This window comes from Pseudomonas sp. DE0157 (assembly GCF_007678615.1).
In the GTDB taxonomy this organism is placed as follows: domain Bacteria; phylum Pseudomonadota; class Gammaproteobacteria; order Pseudomonadales; family Pseudomonadaceae; genus Aquipseudomonas; species Aquipseudomonas parafulva_B.
The window spans coordinates 155,097-173,074 of the sequence record NZ_VEJN01000006.1 but is presented as its reverse complement, the minus strand read 5'-3'; the positions used below and the strand labels follow the sequence as shown (position 1 = coordinate 173,074).

Here is a 17,978-nt window from a genome sequence, read left to right as displayed (position 1 = left end):
AGCTACTGTACACCGCTTGCAGGCCTCAAAGCGCCCCTGTGCGCTTAGCCGTGGTTCAGAGCCCCAACTGGCTTAGGCCCGGATGATCATCAGGGCGTCGGCCGAGCGGCCAATGGAACTTGCGCTCGCTTTCTGCGATTGGGTGCTCGTTGATGCTCGCGTGCCGGTAGTGCATCAGCCCGTCCGGGGCAAACTCCCAGTTCTCGTTACCATACGCCCGGTGCCATTGGCCGCTGTCATCGCGGTACTCGTAGGCATAGCGCACGGCAATACGGTTTTCGGTGAAGGCCCAAAGCTCCTTGATCAGCCGATAATCAAGCTCGCGGTTCCATTTGCGGGTCAGAAAAGCCTCAACCTCGGCTCGCCCACGGGGAAACTCGGCGCGATTGCGCCATACGGTATCGGGGGTATAGGCCAGCGACACCTTGGCAGCATCGCGACTGTTCCAGCCGTCTTCGGCCAGACGGACTTTCTCAATGGCGCTGTCGCGGGTGAAAGGTGGCAGCGGTGGACGGGACATTGCTCGACTCCTCGGCATGAAGGTGTCCGAAAAGCGTAGCGTGCCTGGGACAAAGCGAGAATCATCACCAGGCAGACTTCATAATTGCGTCGGCGACAACAATGCTGATGTGTGCGGAGTACCGGTGTGGTCGAGTGTGGGGGCTGCCCGTCACGACCGTGGCAGGTGCACGGCCGTGACGAACAACGGGCTCAGCGCCGGCGGAACAAAGGCAGCGGCTGGTCCGTGGCACCCTGGTAGGTGACCGAGAAGTCCTTCAGGCCCTGCAGAGCGTCTTCGGGGTCCTTGTCGGCGCGGATGGCGAATGCATCGAAACCGCAACGGGCCATGAAGAACAGCTGGTCGCGCAGCACATCGCCGATGGCGCGCAACTCACCCTTGTAGCCGTAGCGGTCGCGCAGCAGGCGCGCATTGGAATAGCTGCGCCCGTCGGTGAAGGCAGGGAAATTCAGGGCGATGACCTGGAAGTGTTGGACGTCCTCGCCAATCTCCTCAGCCTCCTGGTCGCTGTCCAGCCAGATGCCCAGGCCACCGTCGCGGGCTTTCAGGGCATGGGCATGGTCGCGCCACATCTGCAGGGGCACGATGTAGTCGTCGCAGTTGGTCAGTTCGTCGAACGAAGTTTCCTTAGGCAGCAGGTGCCAGGTTTCGTCGACGATCTGGTTGTGCTTAATGATTCGCTGCATACACGCGTTCCTTGAAGGGGTCGATGCCGATGCGTTGGTACGTGTCGATGAAACGCTCTTCTTCAGTGCGTTGTTCGACGTAGACGGCGATCAGCTTCTCGATCACATCGGCCATGTCGTCCTGGGCGAACGAGGGGCCCAGGATCTTGCCAAGGCTGGCGTCGCGCGCGGCGTTGCCGCCCAGCGATACCTGGTAGAACTCTTCGCCCTTCTTGTCCACGCCCAGGATGCCGATATGACCGACGTGGTGGTGACCGCACGCATTCATGCAACCGGAAATGTTCAGGTCGATCTCGCCAATGTCGAACAGGTAGTCCAGGTCGTCGAAACGACGCTGGATGGATTCGGCAATGGGGATCGACTTGGCGTTGGCCAGGGAGCAGTAGTCACCGCCTGGGCAGCAGATGATATCGGTCAGCAGGCCAATGTTCGGGGTGGCGAATCCGCTCTCGCGCAGCTCCAGCCACAGGGCATACAGCTGGCGTTGCTCGACGTCGGCCAGGATGATGTTCTGCTCGTGCGAGGTGCGCAGGAAGCCGAAGCTGTAACGTTCTGCCAAGTCGGCTACGGCGTCGAGCTGCTTGTCGGTGAGGTCACCTGGGGCAACGCCGGTGGGCTTGAGCGACAGGGTCACGGCCACGTAACCAGGGCGTTTATGGGCGCGGGTGTTGCGTGAGCGCCAGCGCGCGAACCCTGGATGTTCGCTGTCCAAGGCGCTGTAGTCGACATCGTCCAGCGCCAGGTACTGCGGATCGACGAAGTGACGCGACACGCGCTGCACTTCCGCCTCGGTCAGCGTGCTGCTGCCGCCACGCAGGTGGACCATTTCGGCCTCGACCTTTTCGGCGAAGACTTCGGGTGTCAGGGCCTTGACCAGAATCTTGATCCGCGCCTTGTACTTGTTGTCCCTGCGGCCGTAGCGGTTGTAGACGCGCAGGATAGCGTCCAGGTAGCTGATCAGGTCCTGCCAGGGCAGGAACTCATTGATGAACGAACCGACCACCGGCGTGCGGCCCAATCCGCCCCCGACCAGGACGCGGAAACCCAGCTCGCCAGCGTCGTTGCGCACCGGCTCAAGGCCGATGTCGTGCACTTCGATGGCCGCGCGGTCCTGTTTCGAACCGTTGATGGCGATCTTGAACTTGCGCGGCAGGAAGGCGAATTCCGGGTGGAACGTGGTCCACTGACGGACGATCTCGCACCAGGGGCGCGGGTCGATGACTTCATCGGCGGCAACGCCAGCGAACTGATCGGTGGTGGTGTTGCGCAGGCAGTTGCCGCTGGTCTGGATGGCGTGCATCTGCACGGTCGCCAATTCGGCCAGGATGTCGGGGATATCTTCCAGGGACGGCCAGTTGAACTGCACGTTCTGGCGGGTGGAAATGTGCGCGTAGCCCTTGTCGTAATCGCGGGCGATCTTGGCCAGGGTACGCACCTGCCGGGCATTGAGTTGGCCATAAGGAACGGCGACACGCAGCATCGGCGCGAATCGTTGAATGTATAGGCCGTTCTGCAGGCGCAGCGGGCGGAATTCTTCCTCGCTCAGCTCACCGGCCAGGTAGCGGCGGGTCTGATCACGGAACTGCTTGACGCGGTCCTCGATGATCCGCTGATCGTATTCGTCATATACGTACATAAAAGTCCTGTCTCAGGCATGCAGCTATTCGCGCGCACGGCCGCGCACTCCGGTTCGGAGCCGGGGCACCATAGCAGGTTGTATTTATGCGCAAAAGTGATGTTTTTGCATATGAAAAGAACCAAACGGACTATGTGAGACTGACTGCCATTTATGCGCCAGTTCTGACCCGATGGGTATAATCCTGGGTTTGCTTCAGAGACGTCAGCCTATGCTCAAGGCCCTGTACCGCTGCCTTTGCCTGTGCTTCGCCCTGCCATTGAGCGCAAGTGCGCAGCCGGTGTCAGTGGTTTTCCTCAACCCGGGTTCGCCAGACGAGACATTCTGGACCAGCTACAGCCGGTTCATGCAGTCCGCCGCTGACGAACTGGGCATGGACTTGCGTGTGGAGTATGGCGAGCGCCGGACCGATCTTGCCCTGAGCCAGGCCCGGGCGGCCCTCGATGGGCCCAGGCGACCTGATTACCTGGTACTGGTAAACGAGCAGTACATCGCCCCTGAGATCATGCGCCTGTCGCAAGGGGCGGGGGTCAAGCTGTTGCTGGTCAACAACGGCTTGACGCCTAGCCAGGCGCGGGCTGTCAGCGCTCGGCCTGACAAATTCGCGCAGCCGTTGGGTTCTTTGACCACCAATGACGAACAAGCCGGTTTCCAGATGTTGCGTGAAATGATCGCGCAATTGCCTGCCACCAGTGGCCCAGTGGATTTGGTCGCGTTCTCAGGCGTGAAAACTACGCCTGCCTCGCAGCGCCGGGAAGAAGGCATGCGCCGTGCCTTGGCCGACTTCCCCCAGGTGCGCTTGCGGCAGGTGGTGTACGGCGGGTGGAGCCGGCAGCGCGCCTACGAGCAGGCGCGGTTTCTGCTCGAACGCTACCCACAGACACGGCTTGTATGGTCGGCCAACGACGAGATGGCCTTTGGGGCCATGCAGGCGTTCGAGGAAGCGGGGCTCAAGCCAGGCAAGGATGTCATGTTCAGTGCGGTGAACAGCTCGGGGGAGGCGTTGCGTGCGCGTCTGGATGGGCGCTTGAGTGTACTGATGGGCGGGCATTTCAGCCTTGGGGGCTGGGCCATGGTCATGCTGTATGACGATGCCCACGGCCTGCCGTTCGGGCGCGACGGCCTGCGCAATTACAGCCTGCCTGTGCTGCAGAGCATCGACCAGGCCAAGGCCGGGCAATGGCTTAAACGACTGGAGTTGGCCGACCACGGCGTGGACTTCAAGGCGTACAGCGCGATAGGGCGCACGGCTGGCTATCAGTACCCGTTCCTGACGTCACCGGTCGAATACTGAAAAGCCCTGCTTGAGCAAAGGTCTTTGCTGGTCTTAACTGCCGATTGTGCGGTGCATTCCCATAATCACTACAAGAGGCAATGCCATGACCAATCCAACGAAGTTGCGCAAGCCCAGCCATGGCGTCGATACCTGGGCAATCCTGTGCCTGGTCGCGCTGGTCGTCATCACGGCGGTGTATTGGGGCACTCACCCCTAATCCTGCTCACCGATCACATGGCGCATCAACACTGACGCGCCTTGTTTCCAGCTGCGCCCCACGGGAACAGCTGGATGCGGGTGTGCCTTAGCTGTCATACCCAAGGTTTGGCGCCAGCCAGCGCTCGCTGACACTTATTGGTTGACCTTTGCGGGTGCTGTAGCACTCGATCTGATCCTTGTCCACCTTGCCCACTGCAAAGTACTGCGCCTGCGGGTGGGCGAAATACCAGCCGCTGACAGCCGCGGCCGGGAACATGGCGTAATGCTCGGTCAGGAAGACGCCGCTTGGGCCGGTTTCGCCGATGGCGCTGCCGTCGAGCAGGCGGAACAGGGTTTCTTTCTCGGTGTGGTCGGGGCATGCCGGGTAGCCCGGCGCTGGACGGATGCCACGGTACTGCTCCTTGATCAGCGCTTCGTTGTCCAGCTGCTCCTCCCGGGCATACCCCCAGTAATCCTTGCGCACCTGCTCATGCAACCATTCGGCGCAGGCCTCGGCCAGGCGATCGGCCAGGGCCTTGACCATGATCGAGCTGTAGTCGTCGCCTTTGTCCTGGTACGCCTTGGCGACTTCTTCGGCCCCGATACCGGCCGTGGTGATGAACCCGCCCACGTAGTCGGTCACACCGCTGGCCTTGGGGGCCACGAAGTCGGCCAGCGACCAGTTGGGCTTGCCGTCGGGCTTGATGGTCTGCTGGCGCAGGTGGTGCAAGGTCGCCAGCGCAGCGCCGTCTTCGCCGTACACCTCGATGTCGTCATCGGCCACCTGGTTGGCGGGCCAGAAGCCAAACACTGCGCGAGCACTGATGAGTTTTTCGTCGATCAGTTTGTCGAGCATTTCGCGGGCGTCCGCATACAGGGCAGTCGCCGCCTCGCCAACGACTTCGTCCGTGAGAATTCGCGGGAACTTGCCCGCCAGGTCCCAGGAGATGAAGAACGGCGTCCAGTCGATGTATTGGGCCAGGGTGCGCAGGTCGATGTCATGCAGGACCTTGGTGCCAGTGAAGGAGGGTACGGCTGGCTGGTAGCCGGCCCAGTCGTACTGGGGTTTGGCCGCCACTGCCTGGGCGTAGGTGAGGCGCTCGGTCCGGGCGCTGCGATTGGCCGTGCGTGCGCGTACCTCTTCGTAGTCCTGGCGTGTGCTTTCGACGAAACCCGCCTTGAGCTCCTTGGACAGCAATTGCGTCGCCACGCCGACGGCGCGAGACGCATCGGTGACGTAGATCACGGCGTCATTGCTGTACTTGGGCTCGATCTTCACGGCCGTATGGGCCTTGGAGGTGGTGGCGCCGCCAATCATCAACGGCAGCTCGAAACCCTGGCGCTGCATCTCGCGCGCCACATGCACCATCTCGTCCAGCGACGGTGTGATCAGGCCCGACAGGCCAATGATGTCGCATTTCTCGTCCCGAGCCGTCTGCAGGATCTTCTCGGCGGGCACCATCACCCCCAGGTCGACGATGTCGTAGCCGTTGCAGCCGAGCACCACGCCGACGATGTTCTTGCCGATGTCGTGCACATCGCCCTTGACCGTCGCCATCAGGATCTTGCCCTTGGCCTCGGGCTTGTCGCCTTTCTCGGCTTCGATGAACGGAATCAAGTGCGCAACGGCTTGCTTCATCACCCGGGCCGACTTGACCACTTGGGGCAGGAACATCTTGCCGGCGCCGAACAGGTCGCCGACCACGTTCATGCCGCTCATCAAGGGGCCTTCGATGACCTCGATCGGCCGCGCACATTGCTGGCGGCACGCCTCGGTGTCCTCGACGATGAACGCCGTGATGCCCTTTACCAGCGCATGCTCCAGGCGCTTTTCCACCGGCAGCGAGCGCCACTGTTCGTTCTCGACTTCCCGCGTGGCACCGCCGCCTTTGTAGTCGTCGGCAATGGCCAGCAGCGCATCGGTGCCCTGGGGCGTGCGGTTGAGCACCACATCCTCGACCTTTTCCCGCAACGGCGCTGGGATCTGGTCGTAGATTTCCAACTGCCCGGCATTGACGATGCCCATGGTCAGGCCGTTGGCGATGGCGTGGTACAGGAACACCGAGTGAATCGCCTCGCGCACCGGGTTATTGCCCCGGAACGAGAACGACACGTTGGACACCCCACCCGAGGTCAAGGCGTGCGGCAGGTGGTCGCGGATATAGGCGCAGGCCTCGATGAAATCCACGGCATAGTTGTTGTGTTCCTCGATGCCGGTGGCGACAGCGAAGATATTCGGGTCGAAGATGATGTCTTCTGCGGGGAAGCCCACCTCGTTGACCAGAATGTCGTAGCTGCGCTTGCAGATTTCCTGTTTGCGCGCGGCAGTGTCGGCCTGGCCAACCTCGTCGAAGGCCATGACCACCACGGCTGCGCCATAGCGCTTGCACAAGCGGGCATGGTGCTTGAACTGCTCAACGCCTTCTTTCATGGAAATGGAGTTGACGATGCCTTTGCCCTGGATGCACTTGAGGCCAGCCTCGATCACCTCCCACTTCGAAGAGTCGATCATGATCGGCACGCGCGAGATGTCCGGCTCGCCGGCGATCAGGTTGAGGAAACGGACCATGGCCGCCTGGGAGTCGAGCATCCCTTCGTCCATGTTGATGTCGATGACCTGGGCGCCGGCCTCTACCTGCTGCAGCGCCACTTCCAGGGCCTCGGTGTAGTTTTCCTCGCGAATCAGCCGCGCGAACCTGGCCGAGCCGGTGATGTTGGTGCGCTCACCGACGTTGACGAACAACGACTGGCGATCAATGGTGAAGGGCTCCAGGCCCGAGAGGCGGCACGCCTTGGCGATCTCCGGGATTGGCCGTGGCGGGTACTTGGCCACGGCCTCGGCGATTGCCTGGATATGCCCAGGGGTGGTGCCACAGCAACCGCCAATGATGTTCAAGAAGCCACTGGCGGCGAACTCCTCGACCACGGCGGCCATTTCCGCCGGGGTTTCGTCGTACTCACCGAAGGCATTGGGCAAGCCCGCATTGGGGTGGGCCGAAACGTGAGTATCGGCCTTGCTCGACAACTCTTCCAGGTAAGGGCGCAAGTCCTTGGCGCCTAATGCGCAGTTCAGGCCGACGGATATAGGCTTGGCGTGCCGGACCGAGTTCCAGAAGGCTTCGGTGGTCTGCCCGGACAATGTGCGGCCGGAGGCATCGGTGATGGTGCCGGAAATCATGATCGGCAGCTCGATGCCGTCGTCCTCGAACACCTGCTGCACGGCGAAGATCGCCGCCTTGGCATTGAGGGTGTCGAAGATGGTTTCGATCAGGATCAGGTCGGCACCGCCCTCGATCAGCCCGCGGGTGGCCTCGATGTAGTTTTCCACCAGCGCGTCGAACGTGACGTTGCGGTAGCCCGGGTCGTTCACATCGGGAGATATCGAGCAGGTGCGGCTGGTCGGGCCGAGCACGCCCGCCACGAAGCGCGGCTTGTCGGGTGTTTCCAGCGTCTTGGCATCGGCCACTTGGCGGGCGATGCGCGCCCCTTGCACGTTCAATTCATACACCAGCGATTCCATGCCATAGTCGGCCTGGGAGATCTGGGTGGCGTTGAAGGTGTTGGTCTCGAGAATATCGGCGCCCGCGTCCAGGTAAGCCTTCTCGATGGCCGCGATGATATCTGGACGACTCAGCAGCAGCAGGTCATTGTTGCCTTTGACGTCGCTTGGCCAATCGGCAAAGCGCGTGCCACGATAGTCGGCTTCCTCCAACCGGTAGCTTTGAATCATGGTGCCCATGCCGCCATCGAGAATCAGGATGCGCTCTTTAAGTGCTTGTTGAAGGGCGTGAAGACGAGCGCTGCGGTCGGACATATGAACTACCTGGACGGGCGGAAATCAGAAAGTGCTGAATCATAACAAAGCTGCACGGTTTTTAGGGGTGCGCTCGGTTTCCATGAAATATGTTCATGTTGCCTGGGTCTTACTCAGCTATTAATACAAACACTGCCCATGCTTATTGCGTTGGCTGCACATAATCAGGACATCTCGCACATGGTGCATCGTATGCTTGCCGGCTTTGTCGCTCTCTTACTCAGTAGCGCGGCGTTCGGGCAAGGTCTTCAAGCAAGTCCAGCCATCTCCTACACCCGTGATGTCCAGCCGATCTTCACCGAAAAATGCGTTGCCTGCCACGCCTGCAACGACGCTGCCTGCCAGCTAAAGCTGGAGGCAGCCGAAGGCGCCGTGCGCGGCGCCAGCAAGGTGCCCGTTTATCAGGGCGAGCGCAGCAAGGCCGTGGCGCCCACCCGGTTGTTCTATGACGCTCATGGCGAGGCCGAGTGGCGCAAGAAGGGCTTCTATTCGGTGCTCGACAACCAGGGCAGCCAAGCCGCATTGATGGCGCGCATGCTCGAGCTGGGGCACAAGACGCCGCTCACGCCAAATGCCAAGGTACCGGATGAGATTGCACTAGGCCTGAACCGCAACAATATGTGTCCGTTGCCCCATGAGTTCGACGCCTACGCCGGTGCGCATCCCATGGAAGGCATGCCGCTGGCCGTCACCGGCCTGACCGACCAGGAATACGCGACACTGCGTGGCTGGCTGGCGGCGGGTGCGCCAGTCGAGTACCAGGCGATCAAGCCCAGTGCCAGCGAAGCCCGTCAGATCGCCGAATGGGAAGCGCTGCTCAATCGTCCTGGGGCTTCAGAAGCCCTGGTGGGGCGTTGGCTGTACGAGCATCTGTTCCTCGCCCACATCCATTTTACCGGGGGTGAGCAGGGGCACTTTTTCCAATGGGTGCGCTCGCGCACGCCCAGCGGGCAGCCTGCCGATATCATCGCCACGCGCAGGCCCAATGATCCGCCCGGAACTGAGTTCTTTTATCGCCTGATTCCCGTCCAGGGCGTGATCGTGCACAAGACACACATCACCTACCCCCTGGGTCCGCAAAAACTCAAGCGGGTCAAGCAGCTCTTCTACGCCGGCGATTGGCAGGTGACCACGCTGCCAGGCTACGGCCCTCGTCACCGCGCCAACCCTTTCGAAACCTTCGAGGCGATCCCGGCGGTGGCTCGCTACCAGTTCATGCTCGACAACGCCGAGTACTTCGTACGCACATTCATACGCGGGCCGGTGTGCCGTGGGCAGATTGCCACGGACGTGATCCGCGACAACTTCTGGGCGCTGTTCCAGGAGCCTGCCTTCGACCGCTACGTCACCGATGCCCGTTACCGTGGCAAGGCCACGCCCTTGCTCGCCATGCCGGGTCAGAATGACGATGTGGGCAGTGTGCTTGCGCTGTGGCGCGCCTATCGCGACAAGCGCAACGAGTACGAGAAACTGCGCCGTGAAGCCTATGCCGACATGCCGGCCCCGGGCTGGTCGACCTTGTGGACAGGCAACGACAACGCGTTGCTGAGCATCTTCCGTCACTTCGACAGCGCTACAGTGACCAAGGGCCTGGTGGGGGATGTGCCCCTGACGATGTGGTTGTTCGACTACCCCTTGCTCGAGCGCACCTACTACCAGCTGGCGGTCAACTTCGACGTCTTCGGCAACCTGTCGCACCAGCTGCAGACGCGCCTGTACTTCGACCTGATCCGCAACGGCGCCGAGGTCAACTTCCTGCGCCTGATGCCGGCCGAGTCGCGCCAGGGCATCCTGAGCGACTGGTATCAAGACAGCGGCAAGATAAAGATGTGGCTCGACTACGAAAACATCGACGCCGATACCCCGAGCGGCCTTGCCCTGAGTCCACACGATCCCAAACACGACTTCGGGTTGCAGCTGATCGCGCGGACCGCCAGCATCAATGCTTCACCCGACCCGATCAACCGCTGCCAGGGGGCGTACTGTTCGCGGCCGCAGATGACTGAAGAGTTCCGCAATGCAGAGCAGTCCCTCAGCCGGCTGGTCTCGCGTCCGGCCGCAGGGTTGAAAGTGATCAATCAATTGCCCGAGGCGACGCTGCTGCGCATCGAAGGGCAGGGTGGGCAGCGGCAGGTCTATACTTTGATGCGCAACCGGGCGCACAGCAACGTGGCATTCCTGTTGGGCGAGGCTTATCGTTACCAGCCGGGCCTCGATACCCTGACCTTGCAGCCCGGGGTCATGACCAGCTACCCCAACTTCATGTTCAACGTGCCAGCCGCCGAAGTACCGGTGTTCGTCGACCTGATGAGTCAGGCCAAGGATGATACCGCTCGCTTCGAGCGCATCGTCGAGCGATGGGGTATACGCCGAACTCACCCGCAATTCTGGCGTTATTTCCATGACCTGAGCGCGTTCATTCTGGAAACCGACCCGGTGGAGGCCGGCGTGCTGGACATGAACCGCTACGAAAACCTCTGATCGGGGCGCGCTGACCTTTCGCGCCCTCCTGCGGTCCCAAACCATGAGTGGCACCGGCAGCTGCGCTGCAGCCGGTGCCTGAATGCACCGGCAAACGCAGGGTACTTCATGCTGTATTCGCTTCAAGCACTTCGTGCTTTCGCCGCCTGGGTGGTCGTCTGCCACCACTTCATGCAGGTTTTTTTCGACTTTCATGCGTCCGGGCCCGTCGGCCAATTGTTCACTGATCGGGGTGCGGTCGGCGTGGATATCTTCTTCGTCATCAGCGGGTTGGTCATCTACCTTTCGACCTGCGACAAGCAGGTTGTCCCGCATCAGTTTCTGCTAAACCGAGTGCTGCGTATCGTGCCGGCCTACTGGTTCTACTCGGCCTTGATGGCCTTGATGCTGCTGGCCTTCAGTCAATGGATGCCGCATCAGGTGTTCACCTGGCAGCACCTATTGCGTTCACTCTTTTTCATACCGGCAGAGAACCCAGGTGGCTACGGCATGTACCCCACCCTGAACGTCGGCTGGACCTTGAACTTCGAGATGATGTTCTACCTGCTGTTCGGGATGGCGTTTCTCGTTGGCCGGCGCCTGCACTTGCTGGTGGTGGCCGGGCTGTTGGTAGTGGTGAGCGAGGTCCTGGGGCGCCTGGGCGTGGTCAGTCATTTCTACAACAATGACATCGTCTATGAATTCCTGCTCGGCATCGGTATCGGTGTGCTGCATCGCCGTGGCCTGATCCGTCAGGGTGTCTGGGTCCCGCTGGGGCTTCTGGCAGTGGCCGCGCTGGCCATTTATCAGCTAGACGCCTCTCAACGGCTGCTGCATTGGGGCCTGCCCAGCGCAATGGTCGTCCTGGCCTTCATCGCCATGGAGCCGCTGTTCACTGGCAATCGCGTACTCAAGGCGCTGGGCGACTGCTCGTATTCGGTGTACCTGATCCATGTACTGGTCCTGCACCTGGGCTGGTTTGCCAGCCAGCAACTGGGGCTGGACCCGTACCTGACATTCGCCGTCTGCGTGCCTTGCATCGCACTGCTGTCGTGGCTCAGTTACCAGTGGATCGAGCGCGGCCTGTACCGTCACATGCAGGCCTGGATGCAAGCACCGAGCGTACAGGTGCAGCCGTATGTGCTTTCCCGAGTCAAATACTAGGACTTTGTTAGAGGGCTGCGTTGGCGTACACTGGCGCACAAGTCTGTGAGGAACCTACATGAGCGCTATAACCATTACCGACGCCGCCCATGACTACCTGGCTGATCTGCTGTCCAAGCAGAACACGCCGGGTATCGGCATTCGTATCTTCATCACCCAGCCGGGTACCCAGTACGCCGAGACGTGCATCGCCTATTGCAAGCCGGGTGAAGAGAAGCCTGATGACACTGCTGTGGGCCTCAAAAGCTTCACTGCCTACCTCGACGCTGTCAGCGTGCCGTTCCTGGAAGATGCGCTGGTGGACTATGCCACCGACCGCATGGGTGGCCAGTTGACCATCAAGGCGCCTAACGCCAAGGTGCCGATGGTCAATGAAGACAGCCCCATCAACGAACGCATCAACTACTATCTGCAGACCGAAATCAACCCTGGCCTGGCCAGTCATGGCGGTCAGGTGAGCCTGGTGGATGTCGTCGACGAGGGCATCGCTGTCCTGCAATTTGGCGGCGGCTGCCAAGGTTGCGGTCAGGCGGACGTCACCCTCAAGGAAGGCATCGAGCGGACACTCCTCGAGCGCATTCCTGAGCTCAAGGGTGTGCGTGATGTGACGGACCATAGCCAGAAAGAAAACGCCTACTACTAAGGCATCAGGGGTTGCACCGAGCTGGAATCTGGCTTGGCGCTGGCCCTGGAAGGCGACGTGCCGCACTGCACTAGCAACAAACTGTTACGTTTGCAAGCCCTGCGACAATCGGCCGCTGCCCGTAATCAGCGGCCTGCAGGGGTTAATCGCCGCCAGTGGGTAGAAGGTACTTGGGGGGCATGCCAGAATGCGCCGGTTTTCTGCCCGGCCCGCCCCGAGGGTCGGCACCTTCCCTGTAAAGGATGGTTTCATGAATGATCTTCTGACCCGGCGTGCAGTCGTCGCCGGCATGGGCGTTCTTGGGCTTGGCCTGCTGGCAGGTTGCAGTCCGGCGCGTGGGCTCGAGTTCAAGTATGGCAAGAACATGAGCAACGAAATCCTTGGGCGCAAGTTCTCGCTGCGCGATCCCCAAGGCAACGTCCGTACCCTCTCAAGCTTCTACGGCAGCATGCCGATGGTCTTCTTCGGCTTCACCCAGTGCCCGGCCATCTGCCCGACCACACTGGCACGAGCCGCCCAGATCCGCAAACTGCTGCGCGGTCGAGACCGTGATCTGTTCCAGGTGGTATTCATTACCCTCGATCCAGAACGCGATACGCCGCAAGTGCTCGATGCCTACGTCAAGGCGTTCGACCCGACCTTCGTCGCGCTCACCGGTACGCCTGCAGAAATCGACGCCGTGGCCAGGGAGTTCAAGGTGTTCTACGAAAAAGTCCCGGCCGGTGACACCTATACCATTTCACATTCGTCCACCAGCTACGTTTACGACACCCGTGGCACCCTGCGGCTGAGCCTCGGGCATTCCCTCACAGCCAAGGAATGTGCCGAAGACCTGGTTACCCTGATGGAGATCTGCTGAATGTCATTGCAATCCGTTAAGCGCGGCCTGGCTGCGTTGGTCCTGCTGGGCCTCACTGGGCCGGTAATGGCCCAGACCATAGTCAGCGAGGCGTGGGTGCGCGCCAGCGTGCCTCACCAGCAGTCGACCGGTGCCTTCATGACCATTACCGCCAGTAGCGACAGCAAGCTGGTCAGTGTCGCCTCGCCTGTGGCCAAGACTGTACAAGTGCATGAAATGACCATGAACGGGGACGTCATGGGCATGCGTGAGGTCAAGGCTGTCGCGCTGCCGGCCGGTAAGCCTGTCACCCTGGACCCCAATGGCCTGCACGTGATGCTGATGGGCTTGAACGATCAGGTGAAGGAAGGCCAGCAGGTTCCGCTGACGCTGACGGTAGAAACCGCCGATGGCACCGCCGAGACTGTGGCCGTGCAAGCTCAGGTACGCGCGCTCACTGCGCAGGCGCAAGGTGAGCATGAACATATGCACATGAGCCACCCGTAAAACCTGGCGGGGCTGCCTTGCGGCCCCAGCTGGTTCAACTGCGAAACTTCGGCAGTGGCCTGTCCAGCGTCAATGACGTCAGCGCACGCCGCACACGTGCTTCGTCAGCTTCCAAGGCCTTCAGGCTTGCCCGTATCTTGCCGGCCGCCGGCAGGTCGCCCTGGCGATCGATCCAGTCGGCAATCGCCTTGCAAGCAGTGCTAAGGCACGCTTGCCGCTGGTTCATCAGTGACAGAAGGGTGGTGATCTCTCGTTCGGACATGACGGCTCCTCCTTTCAGCCTTTTGAGTGTAGCAGCGCCATGGCCAAACGCCTGTGCCGCATTGACGCGCTCACGCGGCGAAGCAGGCCAGCCGGTAGGCCCCCGGGGTGATGCCATAGGCTTGCTTGAACTGTCTGTTCAGATGGCTCTGGTCGGCAAAGCCCAGGCTGAACGCCACTGTCGCAGGCGGCTGCCCCTCCTTGAGCAGCTCCCTGGCCCTTACAAGGCGTCGCTGCTTGAGCCAGGCGTGAGGGGGCATGCCCGTTGCCTGGCGAAACACCCGTGCGAAGTGAAACGGCGACAGGTTGACGGCAGCCGCCAGTAACTCCAGCGACGGCGGGTCAGCCAAGTGGGTTTCCAGCAACTCTCTTGCGCGTGCAACAGCGCGAGGCTCGCGACCAGGGGCAGACAGATCGGCCAGGCGTCCGTGGCGTTGAACCAGCGCCAACACCGCCTGGCGCCATACGGTTTGCTGTTGCAGTGCGCTGGCGCTGCTTTCGGACAGCTGATGCAGTTGGCTGAAGGCGCTGGCAAGGCCAGCATCATGGATCACGCTATCGCGAAAGCGCGGCATCCCCCCATGGCCCAGTTCCAATTCATCCAGCACACCGGTAACGCGCTCATGTTCAGGGTAGAACCCGCGATAACGCCACCCGGCCTCGTGGGCCTTGGCACCGGTATGCAGTTCGTCCGGATTGATCAGGACCATGCTGCCAACCGGTGCAAGATGCTCGCTGCCCCGGTGCCAGAAACGCTGGGCACCGGATTCGATCACGGTGAACACATAGCCTTCATGCACGTGTGGTGCAAACCGTTGTTGCACATACTGGGCGTGCAGCATTTCCACATCGCCCAGCGCCGGTGCCTGCCATAGATGCGTTTGCTCACGGGTAGTGGTGTTCATGAAAGGACGCTTCGCAGGACGAAGAAAATCAACATGCTCAACAGCATGCTCAGCATCACGCTACGGGTCAACCACACCAGTGCGGCAGCCACCACCGCCCCCAGCAGGTACGGGTTGAGCGGTTGCAGGTTAAGCGTATGCCCTGGCAAGAAGATGATAGGGCCGCAGATGGCCGTGAGCATACCTGGCACCGCAAAGCCCAGGAATTGACGCGCATGGGCGCTCAGGCGCAACGGTAGGCGCGGTTCGAGAAAAGCATAGCGATTGAGGAACACCACTATGCCCATGCCGATGATGAGCAGCCAGGTCATCAAACGGTCCTCCGAAGTTTCTGGCATGCGAAGCCGGTGCTCATCCCAAGCAGGCCGGCGCTGACCAAGGCCGTTTCCCACTGCCAATGGCTGAGCAGTACTGAAGCGGCCAGTGAAACGGCGACGCACGCGAGCGTAGGCAGATTACGTACCAGGGGCGTGATCAAGGCGACGAAAGTGGCGACGATGGAGAAGTCCAGGCCTAGCTGATCAAGGTGTGGAATGCTTTGCCCCAGCACGATTCCGACCCACGTGAACAGATTCCATGCAACGTAGAATGTGAAGCCTAGACCTAAGGCATACCAGCGATTGAAATGCTGGTGGTCGTGCCGACTGGTCAGGGCAAAGAACTCATCGGTCAGCAGAAATCCAAGCCCCAGGCGCCAGTGCAGTGGCAAGGGGGAGAGCGCTGGGCGCATCGACAGCCCGTAAAGCAGGTGCTGTGAGGTGAGTAACAAGGTTGTCAGCAGTATGGAGGCCAGGCTGGCACCGCTTTTGAGCATGCCGATGGCCACCAGCTGCGCAGCGCCGGCAAAGACGATCGCCGAGAGCCCCTGGCTTTCCCAGGCGCTGAGGTTGGCTTCGATGGCCATGGAGCCGGCCAGCAGGCCCCAGGGCGCGACGGCAAGCGACAGCGGCATGATGGCGATGGCGCCCTGCAAAAAGGCGTGACGTGCGATGGACGGCATAGGAAGCGGGCATGTGGACAAGGCAGGCCAGCATGCCAAGCCACCACAGGTGATGGCTTGAACGTTCTTGCTCTGTTGTCACCCATTTGGTGCGCCGCGCTGAGGCCCCCGGCGGCCGGGGGTCAAGGCCGGCTGGTCAAATGCTGCTGCGCCGTTACACAGCCATTGGTCTCTACCGCTTTTTGCAGCAATGAGTGGCGATGTTGCGGATCCAGATCACCCAGCAGGCGGTAGACCTCGGCCTGATAATCGCGCTGTCGCCCCCATAGCATCTCAAGGCCCTGGGGCTGGCTGCGGCTGCAGGCCATGCGGGTGGCAGGCTGGGGATAGTAGGGCGCATAGAGGGTTGCCATGCTCGGTACGGCCTCCAGTGCGGCGCGGTACTGGGCGCTGGCGTTGTAAGGTGGGCACCAGGTGGCAATGGCTGGTGCCGACGGCGCAAACCCTTGGTCGAGGCTTGCCTGGAGCAGAGGGCAGGCGGCGTCGGGTATCTGCGCGGCAGGCAAGTAAGTCATGTAGTAAAGCGCCAGACGGTACTGCGCGACTGGGTGGCCGAGTGCGACCGATTTCTTGAGCAGTGCCACCGCAGTCGGCAACGTGTGGGCCATGGCCTGCCCCTGGCGCCGCAGCTCTGGGTCGCTATCCAGGGCTGTGCGCAAGACGCTTTCGTCCTCTTGAGTATCTGCCTGTTCCAGAAGAGGCAGTGCCTGGCGGTAGAGCAGATCGGCATGGGGGTCGATGGACACTTCCAGTGCGTGCCCCGCCGTAGGCAGCAGCGCGGCCAGCATCAGCGCCATCTGCGGCAAGCGACTCACAGGCTCGCCTCGCCAGTTGCCAGGCAAGGATGGACGGCTTCTCTATTCATGACAGTCAAGCGTACGCCTCAGGCAATCGGAACGACGGACTATTCTATCCATGCAACAGGGCCGTCCGAAAGACCACCCGACGATTGTCAATCAGTAGAGCACTATAGAGTGCTCGCGGACAGTGGTTTTTCCCGGGCAAGGCCGAGCTTGGCCGTGATCACGTTGGCCAGCGCGGTCTGCCCCATGTCGTTGAGGTGCAAGCGGTCGATGAACAGGTCCGAACCGAAGGCTGGCGAGCTGTCGAGCATGCAGTTCATGTCGAAGCAGGGCACCGGTGCGGCTTGTTCGCGAATGCGGCGAAAGAATGCCGCATGCACCTTGCGATCGAAAACGCCTTCGAGCAAGCGGTCGATGTTCCCTGGCGTTTGCTGAAGTGCGCTGAGCATGAACTGCTCACCCGCTGGCAGGGTATCGCGACACCAGTGCACCAGGGGTTGAAGGATGAAGGTGAGGGTAGTGTGAGCGCTGCCTAGCAGTCGATCCCATTGCTGCACTGAGCGAGCAATATGGTCGGCTGCCTGGGCGGTGCGTTTTTCTGCTGGGGAAAGTGCCTCGAAGGGCCGACGTGGCCGAGGCGCGGCGGCCGGAGGTGCCAGCACCTGGCTCAGCCGCTGCCAGAGGCTCAGGCCAGGCTGTGGTGCTGCCTGGGCTTGCTCTGAACCGGCCAGCGACGTTTGCCAGTCATTGATCTGCTGAGGCTCATGTGAGCAGGCGCTGATGTCCCAAAGCGCTTCGTGTGCCAGGCTGTTGAGTCCGCTGAGTATGACCACATGTCCCAGCGGTGCCAGGCGGTGCTCATGAGTGAGGAACATCAATAGTTCCTGGCTCGCATCCAGCCCGCACCCGGCCAGGCTCAGCCAGAGTTCTCCGGTCAGCGCCGACAGCTGCGAGGCCACGGTGTATTCATCGGAACTGGCCCCGATGCCCATCGCCACCGAGCCTCCGACCAGCAGATTGATCCGCGCAGTGCTGTCGCGTTCAGCCACCGAAAACCGCCGGCCGTTGAAATGGCTGTAGCGAAGGCCCAAGGCGTCGGTATTGACGACGGCCGAGCTGAACCCGGTTTCGTGTACCCGAACGCGTTGGGTGGCGCACTGGGTGGCCTGGGCAAGCAGCTGTTGGTACTCAAGCTGCAAAGGCGCAAGCCCTTGGCGACTGGGAGTGGACATCGGGACTCCTGGCAAGACAGCGCGTCAGGCAAGGG

Annotated in this window: 16 protein-coding genes; 6 read left to right on the top strand and 10 right to left on the bottom strand. The window is 61.4% G+C overall.

The window, feature by feature from the left end:
* Positions 1–55: 55 nt before the first annotated feature.
* From FS777_RS10235 to FS777_RS10225, 3 genes are all read right to left on the bottom strand, one after another.
* A complete protein-coding gene (locus FS777_RS10235; RefSeq protein ID WP_058637368.1) occupies positions 56–520 on the bottom strand; it encodes a nuclear transport factor 2 family protein in 465 nt (154 codons plus the stop codon).
* A gap of 191 nt (positions 521–711) precedes the next feature.
* Positions 712–1,206, bottom strand: coding sequence for a DUF934 domain-containing protein (locus FS777_RS10230; protein ID WP_027914639.1), 495 nt, complete (start codon positions 1,204–1,206; stop codon positions 712–714).
* On the bottom strand, positions 1,190–2,842 hold the full coding sequence (locus FS777_RS10225; protein WP_058637367.1) for a nitrite/sulfite reductase: 1,653 nt from the start codon (positions 2,840–2,842) through the stop codon (positions 1,190–1,192). Before FS777_RS10225 ends, FS777_RS10230 begins: the two co-directional genes overlap by 17 nt.
* 211 nt (positions 2,843–3,053) lie before the next feature.
* Between FS777_RS10225 and FS777_RS10220 the strand changes: the two genes are divergently transcribed.
* Positions 3,054–4,136 carry an ABC transporter substrate-binding protein gene (locus tag FS777_RS10220; RefSeq protein WP_058637366.1) on the top strand — a complete coding sequence of 361 codons (1,083 nt, stop codon included), beginning with the start codon at positions 3,054–3,056 and terminating at the stop codon, positions 4,134–4,136.
* Positions 4,137–4,422: 286 nt separating this feature from the next.
* Here FS777_RS10220 and metH read toward each other — a convergent pair whose 3' ends face one another.
* Positions 4,423–8,130 (bottom strand): methionine synthase, encoded by a 3,708-nt coding sequence (gene metH, locus FS777_RS10215; protein ID WP_145255314.1) that lies wholly within the window; start codon positions 8,128–8,130, stop codon positions 4,423–4,425.
* Between the two features lie 180 nt (positions 8,131–8,310).
* Here metH and FS777_RS10210 point away from each other — a divergent pair, with 180 nt between their 5' ends.
* The 5 genes from FS777_RS10210 (at position 8,311) to FS777_RS10190 (ending at position 13,742) form a co-directional block, all read left to right on the top strand.
* Positions 8,311–10,611: a fatty acid cis/trans isomerase gene (locus FS777_RS10210; protein ID WP_058637364.1), complete on the top strand. Its 2,301-nt coding sequence runs from the start codon at positions 8,311–8,313 to the stop codon at positions 10,609–10,611.
* Between the two features lie 108 nt (positions 10,612–10,719).
* Positions 10,720–11,754, top strand: a complete 1,035-nt coding sequence (locus FS777_RS10205) for an acyltransferase (protein ID WP_058637363.1) — start codon at positions 10,720–10,722, stop codon at positions 11,752–11,754.
* 58 nt (positions 11,755–11,812) lie between these two features.
* Positions 11,813–12,397 carry a Fe-S biogenesis protein NfuA gene (gene nfuA, locus FS777_RS10200; RefSeq protein WP_023536208.1) on the top strand — a complete coding sequence of 195 codons (585 nt, stop codon included), beginning with the start codon at positions 11,813–11,815 and terminating at the stop codon, positions 12,395–12,397.
* Between the two features lie 250 nt (positions 12,398–12,647).
* Complete coding sequence (locus FS777_RS10195; RefSeq protein WP_058637362.1) at positions 12,648–13,256, top strand: SCO family protein; 609 nt, start codon at positions 12,648–12,650, stop codon at positions 13,254–13,256.
* Positions 13,257–13,742: a copper chaperone PCu(A)C gene (locus FS777_RS10190; RefSeq protein WP_058637361.1), complete on the top strand. Its 486-nt coding sequence runs from the start codon at positions 13,257–13,259 to the stop codon at positions 13,740–13,742.
* Between the two features lie 34 nt (positions 13,743–13,776).
* Here the strand turns inward: FS777_RS10190 and FS777_RS10185 are convergent, their stop codons facing one another.
* The 6 genes from FS777_RS10185 to FS777_RS10160 all read right to left on the bottom strand — a co-directional run bounded on the left by FS777_RS10185 (position 13,777) and on the right by FS777_RS10160 (position 17,943).
* Positions 13,777–14,004, bottom strand: coding sequence for a hypothetical protein (locus FS777_RS10185; protein ID WP_058637360.1), 228 nt, complete (start codon positions 14,002–14,004; stop codon positions 13,777–13,779).
* A 70-nt stretch (positions 14,005–14,074) separates the two neighbouring features.
* The gene (locus FS777_RS10180; RefSeq protein ID WP_058637359.1) at positions 14,075–14,908 is read right to left on the bottom strand and encodes an AraC family transcriptional regulator; all 834 of its coding nucleotides are present in this window, start codon (positions 14,906–14,908) and stop codon (positions 14,075–14,077) included.
* Positions 14,905–15,219, bottom strand: coding sequence for an AzlD domain-containing protein (locus FS777_RS10175; RefSeq protein ID WP_058637358.1), 315 nt, complete (start codon positions 15,217–15,219; stop codon positions 14,905–14,907). The genes FS777_RS10180 and FS777_RS10175 overlap by 4 nt, the downstream gene beginning before the upstream one ends.
* Complete coding sequence (locus FS777_RS10170; protein WP_058637357.1) at positions 15,219–15,908, bottom strand: AzlC family ABC transporter permease; 690 nt, start codon at positions 15,906–15,908, stop codon at positions 15,219–15,221. The genes FS777_RS10175 and FS777_RS10170 overlap by 1 nt, the downstream gene beginning before the upstream one ends.
* A gap of 122 nt (positions 15,909–16,030) precedes the next feature.
* A complete protein-coding gene (locus FS777_RS10165; RefSeq protein ID WP_230375053.1) occupies positions 16,031–16,705 on the bottom strand; it encodes a sel1 repeat family protein in 675 nt (224 codons plus the stop codon).
* Between the two features lie 170 nt (positions 16,706–16,875).
* A complete protein-coding gene (locus FS777_RS10160) occupies positions 16,876–17,943 on the bottom strand; it encodes a hypothetical protein (protein WP_058637355.1) in 1,068 nt (355 codons plus the stop codon).
* Between the last annotated feature and the right edge of the window lie 35 nt (positions 17,944–17,978).

Bases quoted from the DNA above. Each gene is read 5' to 3' on its own strand.
- FS777_RS10235 (WP_058637368.1), bottom strand. From the start codon at position 520: ATGTCCCGTCCACCGCTGCCACCTTTCACCCGCGACAGCGCCATTGAG.
- FS777_RS10230 (WP_027914639.1), bottom strand. From the start codon at position 1,206: ATGCAGCGAATCATTAAGCACAACCAGATCGTCGACGAAACCTGGCAC.
- FS777_RS10225 (WP_058637367.1), bottom strand. From the start codon at position 2,842: ATGTACGTATATGACGAATACGATCAGCGGATCATCGAGGACCGCGTC.
- FS777_RS10220 (WP_058637366.1), top strand. From the start codon at position 3,054: ATGCTCAAGGCCCTGTACCGCTGCCTTTGCCTGTGCTTCGCCCTGCCA.
- metH (WP_145255314.1), bottom strand. From the start codon at position 8,130: ATGTCCGACCGCAGCGCTCGTCTTCACGCCCTTCAACAAGCACTTAAA.
- FS777_RS10210 (WP_058637364.1), top strand. From the start codon at position 8,311: ATGGTGCATCGTATGCTTGCCGGCTTTGTCGCTCTCTTACTCAGTAGC.
- FS777_RS10205 (WP_058637363.1), top strand. From the start codon at position 10,720: ATGCTGTATTCGCTTCAAGCACTTCGTGCTTTCGCCGCCTGGGTGGTC.
- nfuA (WP_023536208.1), top strand. From the start codon at position 11,813: ATGAGCGCTATAACCATTACCGACGCCGCCCATGACTACCTGGCTGAT.
- FS777_RS10195 (WP_058637362.1), top strand. From the start codon at position 12,648: ATGAATGATCTTCTGACCCGGCGTGCAGTCGTCGCCGGCATGGGCGTT.
- FS777_RS10190 (WP_058637361.1), top strand. From the start codon at position 13,257: ATGTCATTGCAATCCGTTAAGCGCGGCCTGGCTGCGTTGGTCCTGCTG.
- FS777_RS10185 (WP_058637360.1), bottom strand. From the start codon at position 14,004: ATGTCCGAACGAGAGATCACCACCCTTCTGTCACTGATGAACCAGCGG.
- FS777_RS10180 (WP_058637359.1), bottom strand. From the start codon at position 14,908: ATGAACACCACTACCCGTGAGCAAACGCATCTATGGCAGGCACCGGCG.
- FS777_RS10175 (WP_058637358.1), bottom strand. From the start codon at position 15,219: ATGACCTGGCTGCTCATCATCGGCATGGGCATAGTGGTGTTCCTCAAT.
- FS777_RS10170 (WP_058637357.1), bottom strand. From the start codon at position 15,908: ATGCCGTCCATCGCACGTCACGCCTTTTTGCAGGGCGCCATCGCCATC.
- FS777_RS10165 (WP_230375053.1), bottom strand. From the start codon at position 16,705: ATGGCGCTGATGCTGGCCGCGCTGCTGCCTACGGCGGGGCACGCACTG.
- FS777_RS10160 (WP_058637355.1), bottom strand. From the start codon at position 17,943: ATGTCCACTCCCAGTCGCCAAGGGCTTGCGCCTTTGCAGCTTGAGTAC.